This window comes from Octadecabacter sp. B2R22, from assembly GCF_018861045.1.
Lineage (GTDB): Bacteria > Pseudomonadota > Alphaproteobacteria > Rhodobacterales > Rhodobacteraceae > Octadecabacter.
The window spans coordinates 1-15,356 of sequence record NZ_JAHKQJ010000002.1 but is presented as its reverse complement, the minus strand read 5'-3'; the positions used below and the strand labels follow the sequence as shown (position 1 = coordinate 15,356).

Here is a 15,356-nt window from a genome sequence, read left to right as displayed (position 1 = left end):
AGTTTCGACCACCTGTTATGGTGGAATAAAAAATGCCCCCGAGTAATCGAGGGCATTTCATGGTCGTCAATGTCGACTGATCGTAAATCAGGCGTTCAGATTTTTCCGGCGCTTCATAAAGCCCAACGCGCCGAGCCCCGCAAGAATAAGTGGGAAGCCGGCGGGAAGAGGTACAGCTGGCGTCGGAATCAGGCCCGTAGAGGTAAACGCAGAGGCGTCGGCATTGCCGCTAACGGCCGCGAAAACACCTAGCAGGCGCTGCCCATCTGAGAAGTCAGCATAGGCTGTCGCACCGATCAACTCGTTGCCGTACACTGTGGCCGATCCAGCATCGTTGTCCACATCGATGTCGAAAAGAAAGGTTGATCCGGACGAAAACGAGCTGAAAATGATGTCCAGCATTTTTGATCCGTCATACGTGGATGAGCTTGAAACGGTCGCGCCGCTAATTGGCGTAAAAGGCACCGCCAAAGAGTCGTTACAAGGCGAGTAGTTAACAGTATCAAAACAATAATCGCCAGCCGTGGCACCCGACAGGTTAATGCCAAACGCAACAATGGATTCACCTGCGTCTGAGGTATTTGTGATCGCAAATGGGTCAGAGTAGGTGTTGCCGTCGATCACGAACGACAGCATTGGAACGGCTTGGGCGGCAGACGTTGACAGAATCATCGCTGCGGCAGCGCCAGCTAAATATTTTAAGGTCATGCAGAATATCCTTTTAGATTAGAAACATAGTTAGGAAATTTAAGTGGCAGAAAAACGGGTCGACTTTATTCATTTAAAATGACCTAAAATTACCTAAAAAGCAATGTTTCTCTATATTCCGTTAATATCTGCATGTCTCTATACGCGTCGCGCAGACCAAGAATGGGGGGGATGGCACGGATTTGGGGCGGGTTAAGGGATGTTGAATAGTCTAAAATTGGATGGCTAAATAACGACGAAAGAGGCCGCCCTGAACGGACGGCCCCTGATCGCTGAACTTCGTTTTCGATCAAGCAGTTTTGCGACGCCCGGCGAAACCGAATGCAGCAAGACCGCTCAGCAATAGGACTGCACCTGCTGGCAGTGGCACAGGCGAAATGTTTGCCGCTGGCATTGCAGTTGTACGCAGTGTGAACGACCCTGTTGGCACAAATCCCGCCAAATTGATGGCAAAATTCACATTCAAGTTTGCAAGGTCTTCAATGTCATCTTCGAACAGACTTGATCCTAGCCCCAGCTGTGCAACAACTTCGTCAAACGTGTTAAAAAACAAGGGACTGGTTAAGCTGCCAGCTATGCCACCGGCGAAATCCTCAACATCGCGACGGATTTCCCATTGTCCATCGGCATTCAGCCACGCCATGAGCAACGCATCAGTAAGGGGGTCATTGTCGTTGTCCCAGAATGCTCCGATTGGAACGTTTTCCTGGGACAGCCATGACGGGAAGAGGTCTGTGTACGGACCAACAAAATCAGTACTTGCGATTTCTGTTAGCCCTTGATCAAGAGCTAGGCTTGTTCGTTCAGCCGCAAAAAAGCCGTCTAACTCAAAGTTATCGTTGGTACTGGCATCTCCAAACAACCCGAACGGGAATTGGGTTGTGGACGATGCGGCAGCATCAGCTGGTTGTGCCCGGAACGCCGTCGAAAAAGAAATGCCGTCCGCGGCAGTTGCTTCTATAAAATCGTTTCCGACACCAAACCCCAATTCAAGAGCGAAACCCGCCAGTGATTGAGTGGTCTGGTTAATAAGGCGATAAAATACTTGATAGTTCGATTCCGCGCCTTCGGTTACGTCAAATACCAGATCAATCGGTTCTGTGCCTGTCATTTGCGTCTTAATCCGCTTCCCGCTTTGGAATGCACCAGTGCAGGTGTTGTCTGGATTAGACGTCATAACGCATCCGTCCAGTGTTAGGCCGGTTGGGCCACCCTGAGTATAGGTTTCCTGCACAACCTGAATTCCGGGAGCAATTGCCTCTGGTGGTGCATAGGCGATCTGTCCACTGCTGGCCCCACTTCCGTTGTCAATTACACTTGCGCTTGGCGTTCCATCGGTTGCGCCAACAGTTACATTATCTAGGTTCCAGCTGTCGAGCGTTGCGGACGAGGCCGGTATGGCCGTCGACATTCCGACAATTGCCGTCGTTAAAAGAATATTTCTCATGGTTCCTCCCTGATCAATTTGCGTCTTGAGTGGCGCTTTTCCGACTCGCAGGGTCAATGACTTGTTGCGATGTGGGCTGGTATAGATTCGCCGTTCACCAAGACATATTCAAATATAGCATTATTAAATTCTGATAGATTTGATCGAAATCAACTAGGGATTGCGCGCAAGTCGCCAACAAAGAGCTGAGCTGTGAAATGACAACCTACATAAACGTTTCAGCAACGATAATCTGGGGCAGGCAAAAGCAGCTGTTTCTCTGAGACGAGGCTAATTGATATAGCGGACATTCTTCGCATAGTGACACTCCGGCAAGATGGGCGCAGGGGCGAAGTTCACACGAAAGAAAAAGCCCCCGCCGAATACTCGACGAGGGCTTTTCGTTAGTTTCAAATCCCGGTGGGGAAGATTGGGTTTACCAGTCTTCGCGAACCACTGTGCGTGTTTTCACAGGCAGTTTCATCGCAGCAAGGCGCAGGGCCTCACGAGCGACGCTTTCGTCCACGCCATCGATTTCGAACATGACACGGCCAGGTTTGACCTTACATGCCCAATAATCAACGGAACCTTTACCTTTACCCATACGAACTTCGACAGGCTTGGAGGTGACAGGTACGTCTGGGAAGATGCGGATCCAAACACGACCTTGACGTTTCATGTGACGTGTCATCGCGCGGCGTGCTGCCTCGATCTGACGTGCTGTCACACGTTCCGGTGTGGTCGCCTTGAGGCCAAATGTGCCGAAGTTCAGGTCGGAGCCACCTTTGGCTTCGCCCTTGATGCGGCCTTTGTGCATCTTGCGGAATTTAGTGCGTTTTGGCTGAAGCATTGTTTAATCCTTTCAGCGATCACGGCCACCAGGACGTGCGCCGCGCGGTGCGGGGCCATCCTGAAGCTCTTGAAGTTTACGGTCACGCGCAGCTGGATCGTGCTCCATGATCTCACCTTTGAAGATCCAAGTCTTGATCCCGATGATACCATAGGCAGTCATTGCTTCCACGTGTGCGTAATCGATGTCAGCACGAAGGGTGTGGAGTGGCACGCGGCCCTCACGATACCATTCAGTACGCGCGATCTCTGCACCGCCAAGACGGCCAGCAAGGTTCACACGAATACCAAGGGCACCCATACGCATTGCGTTCTGAACCGCACGCTTCATAGCGCGACGGAAAGAAACACGACGCTCAAGCTGCTGTGCAATGCTCTCACCAACAAGCTGAGCATCAAGCTCAGGCTTGCGCACTTCAACGATGTTGAGGTGCAGCTCGGAGTCAGTCATGGACGCAAGTTTCTGACGCAGAGTTTCGATGTCTGCACCTTTCTTGCCGATGATGACGCCCGGGCGTGCAGTGTGAACAGTTACGCGGCACTTCTTGTGCGGACGTTCGATGATAACGCGGCTAACACCGGCTTGCTTGCAGTCTTCTTTGATGAAGGCTTTGATCTTCAAGTCTTCAAGAAGAAGGTCACCGTAGTCTTTGGTGTCAGCGTACCAGCGGCTGTCCCAAGTACGGTTCACCTGAAGACGCATGCCGATAGGATTTACTTTGTTACCCATTATGCTTGCTCCTCAGCTTGAACTTGGCGCACTTTGATTGTCAGCTCTGCGAACGGCTTCATGATCTTGCCGAAGCGACCACGGGCACGAGGGCGACCGCGTTTCATCGTCAAGTTCTTGCCCACATAAGCCTCAGCAACGATGAGTTCATCAACGTCGAGGTTGTGGTTGTTCTCAGCATTGGCAATCGCGGACTGAAGGCATTTCTTCACATCCAGAGCGATCCGCTTTTTGGAGAACGTCAGGTCCGTGAGGGCCTTGTCTACCGATTTGCCGCGGATCATGCCGGCCAGAAGGTTCAGTTTTTGCGGGGACGTCTTCAGCATGCGCAGTTTTGCCATTGCTTCGTCGTCTGCCACGCGGCGGGGATTCTTATCCTTGCTCATGACTTATTTCCGCTTCGCTTTTTTATCAGCCGCGTGACCGTAATAGGTGCGAGTTGGTGAATACTCACCAAACTTCTGACCAATCATGTCTTCGGTGATAGATACAGGGATGTGCTTCCGGCCGTTGTAGACACCAAATGTCAAACCAACGAACTGAGGCAAGATTGTAGAACGACGGGACCAGATTTTGATAACGTCATTGCGGCCGGAATCTTTGGCGGCTGCGGCTTTCTTAAGCACGTAGCTGTCAACGAATGGACCTTTCCATACAGAACGAGACATATATTAACGCCCCTTTTTCTTGGCGTGCCGGGACCGAACGATAAGACGGTTGGACGCTTTTTTCTTGTTACGTGTCTTGGCGCCCTTCGTCGGCTTACCCCAAGGAGTAACCGGGTGACGACCACCAGACGTACGACCTTCACCACCACCGTGTGGGTGATCGACCGGGTTCATTACGACACCACGAACGGATGGACGTTTGCCATAGTGGCGCATACGGCCGGCTTTACCCATGTTCTGGTTGGAGTTGTCAGGGTTGGACACGGCACCAACGGTGGCCATGCATTCCTGACGCACGAGGCGCAATTCACCAGAGCTCAGACGGATCTGAGCGTAACCACCGTCACGACCTACGAACTGTGCGTAAGTACCAGCTGCACGGGCGATCTGGCCGCCTTTGCCTGGCTTCATTTCGATGTTGTGAATGATTGTACCGATTGGCATGCCAGAGAACGGCATTGCGTTGCCCGGCTTGATGTCTGCCTTAGCAGAAGCAATGACCTTATCGCCAACAGCCAAACGCTGTGGTGCGATGATGTAGGCTTGCTCGCCATCAGTGTATTGAACGAGTGCGATGAACGCAGTCCGGTTCGGGTCATATTCGATCCGAGCGACAACAGCTTCCATGTCGAACTTGTTACGTTTGAAATCTACGATGCGGTAAAGGCGTTTTGCCCCACCACCACGACGACGTGATGTGATCCGTCCGGTGTTGTTCCGACCGCCCGATTTCGTCAGACCCTCTGTGAGGGACTTAACTGGACGACCTTTCCAAAGCTCCGAACGGTCAATCAGCACCAACCCACGTTGGCCAGGCGTCGTCGGCTTATACGACTTAAGTGCCATGTTTGCTACTTCCGTTTGCTTGGCGGACCGCAGATGCGGCCCTGATGTTTATAGGCCCCCGTAGGTGCCCGATGATATGTCTTTGCAGACAACAACAAAGCCCCAGACGAATCTGGGGCTGTGCCGATGGGGTCTGATAGGGGGGATAGGGGGATGGGTCAAGGGCTCACCCCACCTATTCAATGATACCCAACTTAGCGCGCTCTAAGAATGCTCGTTGGAATAAAAGTAGCTCCAGTTGGGGGACCTTGTTCAATTGCACCCAATACTCGTAGCGAACATGTCCAACCGTAAGCCGAGACCCAATTTTCTCTGCGAAACGCTTTGACTTGTCAAATGTGAGCCAAAGACCGCCATGCGCCACCCATCCCGTCCCAATGGCCCTTTGCTTAATTTCGGCAAGTGCAGGGTCCTCAGACACACTCAACAAGATAGGGTTTTGCTCTGCCAAAGATGCAGCAAAAGCACCAACCGCCTTTGGTCGTGGTCCGTCTATTTCTGCAAGAAAACAACACAGCAATTTTGCGAAGTACCTAAAGACATCTCTTTCTCTGTCAGACGCAACAGGCCGAACTAACTCTCCAAGTTGTTCGCGGTCTTTCAACACTCGCTCAAGGTCAGCACTATTCGCATAATGAAATTCGTCAAAGGCTCTATCCGCCGATTGGGTACGGCTACTATTGCAAAGAGCACAAACACTTTTCTTGAATTTTAAATTGCTTGATTTTGATCCTTAAACAAATTTGGGGCGTTTCCAATCGGGGTTGTTCATCGAAAGCAACTCTCCGTCTGGAAAACTGGACTTTATTTGTGTCGCTTTGAATTTATGCTCGCCAGTTAAAGGACCCTTTTTACCGCAAAGGCAGCATCTATCTGAATCATATTTTGCAAATGCAAGCATGGTGAACATAGAACCTTTTGGGATTGTTAGCATAATCGCGATGTGTTCACTTTAACCCGTAGAGAAAAGGAATGACATGAATCGACTTATTTTATTGCTAGCTTGTTCAGGTTTAGCTGCTTGTAGCGCTGAACTTACGCCAGAGGCGCAACTCGTCAGACAGATCACACCTCAAATGACAGAACGATGTCAGTTCTTAGGTCCAGTATCGGGAACCGAACTCATGGGCATGACTGTTACCGATGACGTTAGCAGCGCGTTGAATAAGCTGCGAAATGAAACTGCGGCGCGTGGTGGAAATGCGTTTGTACTTTCAAACACTCAGTCGTCGTTAGACGGCTCTATCGCACTGGGTGATGCCTACGTCTGCCCCACCTAAAGTCAAAAAGACCCCGCAGTTCACACTGCGGGGCCTTCCTAATTCTCAATCGTAAATCCTAACCCTTACAGGCCAGTGGATACGTCGATTGTGTTGCCTTCTTCGAGCGTTACATAGGCTTTCTATACGTCTTTACGCGTGCCGGGTTAACGACCCAACGAAAGAAGCCGCCCCACAAATGGGACGGCCCTAAAATTCGCCTCAACGCCTAAGTGCGGCGATTATGCTGTCTTACGGCGGCGTGTCATGGCCAGACCACCGATTGCAGCGACCAGCATCAGGCCTGTTGCAGGCAGTGGCACCGGTGAAGGCGCGGCCGTCACGAGGTTCTGACTGCGTCTGATGTTCGGATCAGTATTTTCGCCTTCCAAGAAAGACAACGTCCACGTGCTTGGCCCGGTGTACCCGTTGGCCGCTGCAAGAAATTCGTTTGCCATGTCTTTTACAGCGCCGTCATCGTCTTGTGAGAACGTACCGCCATTCACATCCCAATCGGTGTCGTAAACCGTATTCCACAGAGCAACCTGAAACGCGGCAGACGTCGTAGAGCTCGCCAGTGCGTTGGAGTAACCGGTGTCAAACAGGTTCTGCAGGCCCGTCATATTCAGCGGGGACTGAGAATTTGAAAACGGCGCGGCCGTGGTCGTGTAGTCATAGGTGACATTGCTGTAGATCACACCGAGGATATCGAGGCAAAACACGACAAAGCTGTCCGAGGTGTCGACATCGTTCATCACGAAGCCACCTGCAGCGCCATTGTAGGATGGCGCTGTGACGTCAACGGTTTCGTAACCGCTCGCCCAGCTTTCAAATTTCAAGCTTGCGGCCGACGACGCGGGGGCCGTCGCAAGTGTCAGCAAGGCAGCGGCAGCCACAGCCTTCAGTGATTTTGAGGTAAGTGTATAAGTCAATTTACCGTCCTTCATTCGTCGCGCGGAAACTACGCAAACTATTAATATTACCGCCGCTCCCCAACAGCTGGCGTCCTTAACAAGTTATTAACTTACTCGTTTTGTAGCCGATACTGGGAAAAAATCCGCGTTTTTGTCTAAAAGTCTAACTTTGCGGGGCAAACGTGGGTTTTCAGACGCCAGCATCGAAACAATGCCATGCCATTTTAGGAACTGATCACGAATGCCGAGTGATTGCTTGACGCGAATCGCAAAAATAGGCCCCCGCTTTCGCGAGGGCCCTCTCATTTCGTCCGTAAGTGAGGCGCTTTACAGGCCCGTGCTTACGTCGATTGTGTTGCCTTCTTCGAGCGTCACATAGGCTTTCTTCACGTCTTTGCGTGTGCCGAGCTGGCGGCAGAGCCAGTTTCTTACCTCCGTGGGTCATGTGACCTATCCGTTTGGGCAGCTGAAACAGCCCAAGTTGCCGTGTTCCTATGCCGTTGGCCGCGAGACCTCGTCGATAATCACGGTTAATTTCATTTCAGGGTTAGGGGCAAAAAACCTTGGGAGAACGAAAATGGACACGAAAATGATCAACACTGCACGCAACGGCCGCATAACCGCATTGAACGAATTGCGGAAGAAACGTCGCGCGCATCGTTCCAACCGGACCGCTCTGGCATTCTGCTCGCGACGTGGGCGCGATGGCACGCTTGATCGGCTCTTCAATATCTTTTCTGACCTTGCAGACGTCGCCTAAACAGCGCGCCATGTTTGGGGTATGGCAGTGCAACGTTTAAAGCGAGCACACGACCAAAGAACGTTGGGGACGCCAAAGCCCGGTCTGTAAAAACAGGCCGGGCTTTTGCTCGTCTGGCTGCTCGAAGACGGGCCACGACATGAAAAAGGGCCCCCGCATATCTGCAGGGGCCCTATCTATCTTCAATCGATGGAGCGGTGCCTTACAGGCCTGTGCTCACGTCGATTGTGTTGCCTTCTTCGAGCGTCACATAGGCTTTCTTAACGTCTTTGCGCGTACCAAGCTGGCCGCGGAAACGCTTTACTTTACCTTTAGTGATCGTCGTGTTGACCGCTTTAACCTTTACACCAAAGAGGCTTTCAACAGCTTCTTTGATCATTGGTTTGTTTGCATCGATATGCACTTCGAAAACGACGGCGTTGTTTTCAGACGCCATTGTTGCTTTCTCAGTGATGATCGGCTTGCGGATCACATCGTAGTGTTCTGCCTTAGCGTTCATGACAAACGAGCCTCCAGAGCTTCGACGCCTGCTTTCGTCAACACGAGTGTATCGGACTTCAGGATGTCGTAGACGTTTGCGCCCATGGATGGGAGCACGTCAATGGAAGTGATGTTGCGCGCGGCAACGGCGAAGTTTTCGTTCACGGCTGCGTCGATCACGAGTGTACGCTTCCAACCCAATGCGCCGACCTGTTTGGCCAATGCAGAAGTTTTCGCGTCCTTCATGTCAACTGTGTCCACGATAACCAATTCACCTGCTGCTGCTTTCGCAGACAACGCGTGGCGAAGACCCAATTTGCGGAACTTCTTGGTCAGCTCGTGGCCGTGGCTGCGTGGCGTAGGACCTTTGTAGATACCACCACCGCGGAAGATCGGAGCAGAACGTGCACCGTGACGTGCGCCGCCAGTACCTTTCTGACGATAGATCTTCTTTGTGGAGTACTTAACTTCGGACCGTGTTTTCACCTTGTGTGTGCCAGCCTGCGCGTTGTTGCGCTGCCAGCGGACCACACGGTGAAGGATGTCCACACGTGGCTCAAGACCAAAGATTTCGTCGTTCAAGTCGACGGAACCTGCGGCTTTGCCATCAAGTTTGATTGCTTCAGCTTTCATCGGAGGAACCCCCATCTGCTTCTACTGCGTCCGCGGCTGCCTGTTCGGCTTCTGCGGCTGCAGCTGCTGCTGCTTCTTCTGCGGCTGCGGCTTCTGCGGCTGCGGCTTCTGCCAATTTCTCGGCTTCTTTCGCGGCGGATGCCAATGCTGCTGGGAAGATCACGTTGTCGGACTGTGGCTTCTTAACCGCATCCTTAATTGTGACCCAGTTGCCTTTGGAGCCAGGAACGGCGCCTTTAACCATGATCAAACCACGATCCGTGTCTGTCTTAACGACAACAAGGTTCTGAGTTGTGATCTTGGCGGCACCCATGTGACCAGCCATTTTCTTGCCTTTGAAAACCTTACCAGGATCCTGACACTGACCTGTGGAACCGTGGGAACGGTGAGAGATGGACACACCGTGTGTCGCACGCAGACCGCCAAAGTTCCAACGCTTCATCGCACCAGCGAAACCTTTACCGATGGACGTACCGGATACGTCAACGAATTGGCCTTCGAAGTAGTGAGAAGCGATGATCTCTTCCCCGACAGGGATGAGGTTTTCTTCTGCAACGCGGAATTCAGCAACTTTGCGCTTTGGTTCAACGCCAGCTTTGGCGAAGTGACCGCGCATAGGTGCGGATGTGCGTTTGGCTTTGGCAGTACCCGCACCGAGCTGAACAGCAGAGTAGCCGTCCTTTTCAGTGGTGCGCTGTGCCACAACCTGCAGGTTTTCGAGTTGAAGAACGGTTACAGGAATCTGACGACCGTCTTCTTGGAAAAGGCGGGTCATGCCAACCTTTTTCGCGATTACACCGGAACGTAACATATGCAGCGCTCCTTAAACTTTGATCTCGACGTCAACGCCAGCAGCGAGGTCGAGCTTCATCAGCGCGTCCACAGTCTGTGGTGTTGGGTCGACGATATCCAGCAGACGCTTGTGCGTGCGGATTTCGAATTGATCACGAGATTTTTTGTCGATGTGCGGTCCACGAAGAACTGTGAACTTTTCGATCTTGTTCGGAAGCGGAATTGGACCGCGAACCGATGCGCCTGTGCGCTTGGCTGTGTTTACGATTTCCTGTGTGGATGCGTCCAGCACACGGTAATCAAAAGCCTTCAGACGGATGCGAATATTCTGGCTAGCTGCCATGATGCATATCCCTTGTCTTTGGGATGTTAACGGATTGGACGAATGCCGCTCATCGGCACCCCTCGTCGCGTCTTATAGTCCAAGAAAAAAGGGGCACGCAGCGCGCACCCGACTTGGATTGGGGCCGTATAGGGGGAGTCGGGGATTGTGGCAAGGGGGAGTTCGGAGATTTCCTTTAATGACCGCAATGCGGACAAAGCTGTCCTTCGAGGTTTTTCACCTAGTGGCTGCTATGTGGACGTTCTCCACTATCTCGCACATCTCATAGCCACAATGAACCTAGAGAAGAAGACGTTAGCCGCTCTGCGCACAACATGGAGGATAGGGCATAGGGGTCGATGCTGCTCACATCGCACTGGTTGGCCGCATTTTGACCAGACCCACCCGTTCCTCTTAATACACACATTTCACAGCGCTGTTTACAAATCCCAACTAATGTGGAAACCTGAACAGGTATACTAGTCTGCATGCTGTGTGCAGTTAGCTACCGTCTGGGAGGACAAAATGATTCAATTCAAATCAACGAAGGCCTTTGCCGTCGCAGCCATCGCTGCAACAGCGATCATGGCAACCTCAGTTTCCGCACAAACTGCTTTGCGCGGGGCAAGCCTGTTCGACGAAGAGCACGCCTACACCAAAACTCTGCGCGAATTTGAACGCCTGGTAACAGAGAGCTATGATGGCGATATCTCTTTCGACATCAGCTTGAACGGCGAACTCGGTGACGAAAGCGATTTTGTGACGTTCTTGCAGCAAGGTGTTGCGATCGATTACGCAATCATGGCTCCGTCCAATATGGCGACATTTGCACCGTCCATTCCGCTCATGGATATGCCCTTCTTGTTCCGTGATCTCGAGCACTGGGATACAGCGCTGTCCAGCGGCGTCATGGCCCCCCTCGAAGCCGAGCTTCTGGAGAAAGCCAACATCCGCGTAATCGGTTATGCAGGTGGCGGTGTACGTAACCTTGCCTCTGCTGACCCAATCACCAACATCGATGACCTTACCGGCCACCAGATGCGGGTTATGGGCGCCCCTATTCAGGCGCAAATCTTTGCTGCTATTCAGGCGGCACCATCTGCGATTGCGTATAACGAAGTGTACAACGCTATTCAGACTGGCGTGATCGGTGGCTTTGAAAACGAAGCGGCGTCCATCCAGAACCTGAAGTTCTATGAGGTTGCCCCAAACATCACACTGACACGTCACGCCATCACGGTGCGTCCATTGGTGATGTCCGAAAGCACATTCTCCGCTTTGCCAGCTGACCTTCAGGCGGTTGTACTGGAGGCAGGCGCAGAAGCCGGTGCATTCGGTCGTGAGCTGGAAAGCCGTCAAGACGGTGAAAAGATGCAAGAGATGATCGATGCCGGTCAGATCTTTGTCACCGAGTTCGAAAACCGCGAAGCGCTGCTAGAAATGGTGATCCCGGTTCAGGATGCATACGCAGCCGAGCTCGGCGCGACTGATCTGCTTAACGCGATCCGCGCTCAATAAGAGCCTTGTCGAACAACAAAGTTGTCGGCGCTCATCGTTAGCGCCGACAACTCTTAGGGGGAAATGGGGCACAACATGTTTGGACGGATGCTTGAGCAGCTTTGTAATGGGCTGAGAGTTTTGCTGGGCACACTGATTGCCCTCCTCGCTATTCCCGTCGGAATGCAGGTCTTAGCACGATATACTGGTGTTATTCCCGTCTATCTTTGGACCGAAGAATTGGCCACGTTCATCTTCGTGTGGGCCGTCATGATTGGTGCGATGATTGCGGTTTGGGACGGGTCCCATTTCGATGTACGTGTCATTCCCGATGCCAAACGCCCGCTACTTGTGTTGCTACAAGACGGATTTGTTTTGGTCATGATCCTCGCATTTGCGCTTATCTTTGCTTGGTACGGGCTCGAGTATGCAAAATTCGGATATATCCAAAATTCTGTCATGATGCGGGCAAACATGATGATCACCTATGTCTCGGTTCCGATTGCAGGCGTAGTTTGGATCCTGTTTGCAGGCTACCGCCTCTATGAGGCCATTCTCACTTACAAGAACCGAGCGGTAGACGTAGCATGATTATCTCAACTGGCCTCGCCTGTGCCATTCTTGTGGGCGGCTTCATCTTCTTGGTGGCGATGCGCATCCCTGTGGCCTTTTCACTGGCGATTTCGACCGTGCCGATTGTGGTGCTTGAATTGCGCCTGACACCGTTCATCGTGTTGGACCGGATGTTCCAGTCCTACAATTCATTCATTTTGCTGGCGGTGCCGTTCTTCCTGCTAGCTGCAAATCTTATGAACTCCGGCAAAGTTACTGACAAACTTATTGATCTTTCACGAGTGCTTACCGGTTGGATGCCCGGTGGCTTGGGCCATGTGAATGTCGCGGTGTCGATGCTGTTCGCGGGTATTTCCGGGTCGTCCACAGCTGACGCTGCTGGCTGCGGCAAAATCCTAATCCCAGCGATGATTAATGAAGGTTACGACCGCCGCTTTGCAATCGCGATCACAGCTTGTTCGTCCGTGATGGGTGTGATTATCCCACCATCGATTTTAATGATCGTCTGGGGCGGCGTCATGCAAACTTCCGTCGGGGCCCTGTTCCTTGCGGGTGCGGTTCCCGGGATCATGATTGGTATTGCACTAATGGCGACGGTCTACGGGTATGCAAAAGTCTACGACTATCCGATTATCGGGAAGCCGACATTGTGTGAAATCTGGACAGCGTTTAAGGGCGCGTTCCTTGCGATGCTAACCCCAATCTTCGTAATTGGCGGCATTGTCGGTGGTATCGTAACACCCACAGAAAGCGCGATTATTGCGGCAGGTTATTCGTTGATCCTAGGGATGTTTGTGTATCGTACAGTCACCGTCAAAGACCTAGGCCACATCTTTTATGACACGGGCCGCTTCGCTTCGATCTCGCTCTTTGCGATCGGTTCGGCTTCGGCGTTCGGGTGGTTGCTTGCATTCTACCACGTGCCGCAGTTGGTCGTGGACACGATGACCAGCCTAGAATTCGGGACCTTTGGGACCGCCCTTGTGATAGCAGGTCTGTTCTTGTTCTTCGGTCTGTTCATTGATGCGATCCCGACAATCATCATTCTTGGGACGGTTCTCTTGCCTGTCGCGACTGCAGCGGAAATCCATCCGATTGTCTTTGCGATTATCGGTATTGTATCGCTCGCCTTTGGATTGGTAACGCCGCCCTATGGACTGTGCCTGCTGATTTCGGCCTCGATCGGGGGCATGAACGTCGTGCAGGTCATGCGCGAAGTCTGCATCATCCTACTGCCGATGCTATTGATCTTATTGCTGATCATCATCTTCCCAAACATTGCGCTTTGGTTGCCCCAGATGTTGATGCCTGAGACGTTTAAGTAAGGCCTTACCAATGATCAAAGATGCACAATATTGGTCAAAGTGGTTCTGGGGCAGTTTCTTTGCGGACTGGCTGGCGCGGGTTCAAGACGATCAAGGCGGTGTTTTTGATGCGCTCGATGTCGAGGGTAAGCCCGACACGACTTCCGGCAAAACGCTTCTCTCGCAGGCACGCACGCTTTTTACTCTTTCGCATGTTGCATTACTATCTGGGGACCAAGGGTTGGTTGAGATTGCCCGCAAGCAAGCGAAATTCTTGGACAACTTTCGAAAGTCACCAGGCCTCTATCGTTGCAAAGTCAACCGGAACGGTTCCCTGACAGGCAATTCAGGAGATGAGGTCGCGCGCAGTTATGACCAAACCTTTGTCATCCTAGGGCTTGTAACATGGAACAAGGTTTCACCGTCAATCGAGGTCAGCACCCTGATCAACGAGTGTTGGAAAGCTCTAAAAACGGACCTGACTGACCCTGCGAGCGGACTGCTGCTTAACGACGAGAGCGGGATAAACACAGATCCGGCACAGAACCCGCACATGCACCTTTATGAGGCCTGCCTACAGGCTTTCCGCATGACGCAGGATGCCATGTGGCTCACGTACGCGGCAGACCTGCGCAAAGTTGGTCTGCGCTATTTTATGGATGAAAGCAGTGGCAGCATAACCGAGTTTCTTACAAGCGACTTGGAACCACTTGAGGGGGCCGCTGGTCAACGACGAGAGGTCGGCCATCAATGTGAATGGGCGTGGCTTTTGCTAGAAGAGGCTGATCTCGCCAAAGACACTAGCTTAATAAGTGCCGCGGAACGCCTCATCGCATTTGCCGATAAGCATGGTTTTGCGCAAGATGGTGATCTGAAAGGTGCTGTATTTGATGCCGTATCTACAAGCGGGCTCACCGTGGAAGACAGGTTTCTCTTGTGGCCTCAAACTGAGGCAATCAAGATTTTATCAACCCTCCACAAAGCAGGTGAGCCTTTCGCCGGTGATCGCGCCCAGAGGTTACTCTGCCTAGTATTCGTACGTTGGTTCGCAAACCGCCCGTATTTTTGCAATCAGCTTGATATAGGTGGTAACTCCCTGTGGGACGAAACGCTGACGCGGCTTATGTATCACCTTGTGTTAGCTTTGAGCGAAGGCTCAAAAGCTGGGCTGTGGCCTGATGTACCTGCAAAAATTTTAGATTGATTGACCTGGTAGAATTGGGCGCAGGTCTTAAAAATCTCATCTCAATCAATACCAGAACCCGCCTCAGTTGGGCCTACCTAAAAAGTTGGGCTGGACTGAAATTCGCTGAATGTCTGTTAGGAGCTGGATGCTTTGGTACCATTCTAAAAAATTCCACGGAATAGACATTAGGTGTGAGTTGAAATTTGGAAAAATGGGCTATTAGCTGGCCTTCGCTGCAGCGCCGTCCGATGATCGCTTTGGGCCGTCATTTCCCGAGTCATTTTTGGAAAGACCCCAGACCGGACATTGATGCGTGCCGCAGCATTGGGGACTTAGGGCTCAGAGCTGACATTCGCTACAACAGCAAAAAGGCCCCCGCATACCTGCGGGGGCCTTCTTTGTTCGTTCA

General features: G+C 52.1%; 18 protein-coding genes and 1 pseudogene. 6 read left to right on the top strand and 13 right to left on the bottom strand.

Translation table 11 applies throughout. The features are described 5' to 3' along the window. Positions 1 to 87 precede the first annotated feature (87 nt). From KO486_RS00150 to rplB, 7 genes are all read right to left on the bottom strand, one after another. Positions 88 to 708, bottom strand: a complete 621-nt coding sequence (locus tag KO486_RS00150; protein ID WP_216035211.1) for a VPLPA-CTERM sorting domain-containing protein — start codon at positions 706 to 708, stop codon at positions 88 to 90. 289 nt (positions 709 to 997) lie between these two features. Beyond that, a complete protein-coding gene (locus KO486_RS00145) occupies positions 998 to 2,155 on the bottom strand; it encodes a choice-of-anchor F family protein (protein WP_216035621.1) in 1,158 nt (385 codons plus the stop codon). A gap of 415 nt (positions 2,156 to 2,570) precedes the next feature. Next, positions 2,571 to 2,984, bottom strand: a complete 414-nt coding sequence (gene rplP, locus KO486_RS00140; protein ID WP_216035210.1) for a 50S ribosomal protein L16 — start codon at positions 2,982 to 2,984, stop codon at positions 2,571 to 2,573. A gap of 12 nt (positions 2,985 to 2,996) precedes the next feature. Beyond that, entirely contained in the window at positions 2,997 to 3,713 is a 717-nt protein-coding gene (gene rpsC / locus KO486_RS00135) for a 30S ribosomal protein S3 (RefSeq protein ID WP_216035209.1), read from the bottom strand. Further along, on the bottom strand, positions 3,713 to 4,099 hold the full coding sequence (gene rplV, locus KO486_RS00130) for a 50S ribosomal protein L22 (RefSeq protein WP_216035208.1): 387 nt from the start codon (positions 4,097 to 4,099) through the stop codon (positions 3,713 to 3,715). Before rplV ends, rpsC begins: the two co-directional genes overlap by 1 nt. Positions 4,100 to 4,102: 3 nt before the next feature. Further along, the gene (gene rpsS, locus KO486_RS00125; protein WP_216035207.1) at positions 4,103 to 4,381 is read right to left on the bottom strand and encodes a 30S ribosomal protein S19; all 279 of its coding nucleotides are present in this window, start codon (positions 4,379 to 4,381) and stop codon (positions 4,103 to 4,105) included. 3 nt (positions 4,382 to 4,384) lie between these two features. Continuing rightward, on the bottom strand, positions 4,385 to 5,227 hold the full coding sequence (gene rplB, locus KO486_RS00120; protein ID WP_216035206.1) for a 50S ribosomal protein L2: 843 nt from the start codon (positions 5,225 to 5,227) through the stop codon (positions 4,385 to 4,387). 977 nt (positions 5,228 to 6,204) lie between these two features. On the opposite strand from rplB, the gene KO486_RS00115 reads away from it, so the two are divergent. After that, positions 6,205 to 6,507 (top strand): DUF4156 domain-containing protein, encoded by a 303-nt coding sequence (locus tag KO486_RS00115; protein WP_216035205.1) that lies wholly within the window; start codon positions 6,205 to 6,207, stop codon positions 6,505 to 6,507. A 65-nt stretch (positions 6,508 to 6,572) separates the two neighbouring features. On the opposite strand, the pseudogene KO486_RS00110 reads toward KO486_RS00115, so the two are convergent. Continuing rightward, a pseudogene (locus KO486_RS00110) lies at positions 6,573 to 6,650 on the bottom strand (50S ribosomal protein L23); the annotation flags it as partial. A gap of 78 nt (positions 6,651 to 6,728) precedes the next feature. Next, positions 6,729 to 7,418: a VPLPA-CTERM sorting domain-containing protein gene (locus tag KO486_RS00105; protein ID WP_216035204.1), complete on the bottom strand. Its 690-nt coding sequence runs from the start codon at positions 7,416 to 7,418 to the stop codon at positions 6,729 to 6,731. A gap of 571 nt (positions 7,419 to 7,989) precedes the next feature. On the opposite strand from KO486_RS00105, the gene KO486_RS00095 reads away from it, so the two are divergent. Then, positions 7,990 to 8,160 (top strand): hypothetical protein, encoded by a 171-nt coding sequence (locus tag KO486_RS00095; RefSeq protein ID WP_216035203.1) that lies wholly within the window; start codon positions 7,990 to 7,992, stop codon positions 8,158 to 8,160. Positions 8,161 to 8,362: 202 nt separating this feature from the next. On the opposite strand, the gene KO486_RS00090 is transcribed toward KO486_RS00095, so the two are convergent. Genes KO486_RS00090 through rpsJ form a run of 4 tightly spaced genes read right to left on the bottom strand, consistent with a single transcriptional unit; the run spans position 8,363 to position 10,408 of the window. Beyond that, complete coding sequence (locus KO486_RS00090; RefSeq protein WP_216035202.1) at positions 8,363 to 8,659, bottom strand: 50S ribosomal protein L23; 297 nt, start codon at positions 8,657 to 8,659, stop codon at positions 8,363 to 8,365. Beyond that, positions 8,656 to 9,273 (bottom strand): 50S ribosomal protein L4, encoded by a 618-nt coding sequence (gene rplD, locus KO486_RS00085; RefSeq protein WP_216035201.1) that lies wholly within the window; start codon positions 9,271 to 9,273, stop codon positions 8,656 to 8,658. The genes KO486_RS00090 and rplD overlap by 4 nt, the downstream gene beginning before the upstream one ends. Beyond that, positions 9,263 to 10,084, bottom strand: a complete 822-nt coding sequence (rplC, locus tag KO486_RS00080) for a 50S ribosomal protein L3 (RefSeq protein ID WP_216035200.1) — start codon at positions 10,082 to 10,084, stop codon at positions 9,263 to 9,265. The genes rplD and rplC overlap by 11 nt, the downstream gene beginning before the upstream one ends. A gap of 12 nt (positions 10,085 to 10,096) precedes the next feature. Next, positions 10,097 to 10,408, bottom strand: coding sequence for a 30S ribosomal protein S10 (gene rpsJ, locus KO486_RS00075; RefSeq protein ID WP_049833284.1), 312 nt, complete (start codon positions 10,406 to 10,408; stop codon positions 10,097 to 10,099). A 504-nt stretch (positions 10,409 to 10,912) separates the two neighbouring features. Between rpsJ and KO486_RS00070 the strand changes: the two genes are divergently transcribed. The 4 genes from KO486_RS00070 (at position 10,913) to KO486_RS00055 (ending at position 14,965) form a co-directional block, all read left to right on the top strand. Further along, complete coding sequence (locus tag KO486_RS00070; protein ID WP_216035199.1) at positions 10,913 to 11,905, top strand: TRAP transporter substrate-binding protein; 993 nt, start codon at positions 10,913 to 10,915, stop codon at positions 11,903 to 11,905. 75 nt (positions 11,906 to 11,980) lie between these two features. Next, positions 11,981 to 12,475, top strand: a complete 495-nt coding sequence (locus KO486_RS00065; protein WP_216035198.1) for a TRAP transporter small permease subunit — start codon at positions 11,981 to 11,983, stop codon at positions 12,473 to 12,475. After that, on the top strand, positions 12,472 to 13,782 hold the full coding sequence (locus KO486_RS00060) for a TRAP transporter large permease (protein WP_216035197.1): 1,311 nt from the start codon (positions 12,472 to 12,474) through the stop codon (positions 13,780 to 13,782). The genes KO486_RS00065 and KO486_RS00060 overlap by 4 nt, the downstream gene beginning before the upstream one ends. A 10-nt stretch (positions 13,783 to 13,792) precedes the next feature. Beyond that, a complete protein-coding gene (locus tag KO486_RS00055; RefSeq protein WP_216035196.1) occupies positions 13,793 to 14,965 on the top strand; it encodes an AGE family epimerase/isomerase in 1,173 nt (390 codons plus the stop codon). Positions 14,966 to 15,356 lie beyond the last annotated feature (391 nt).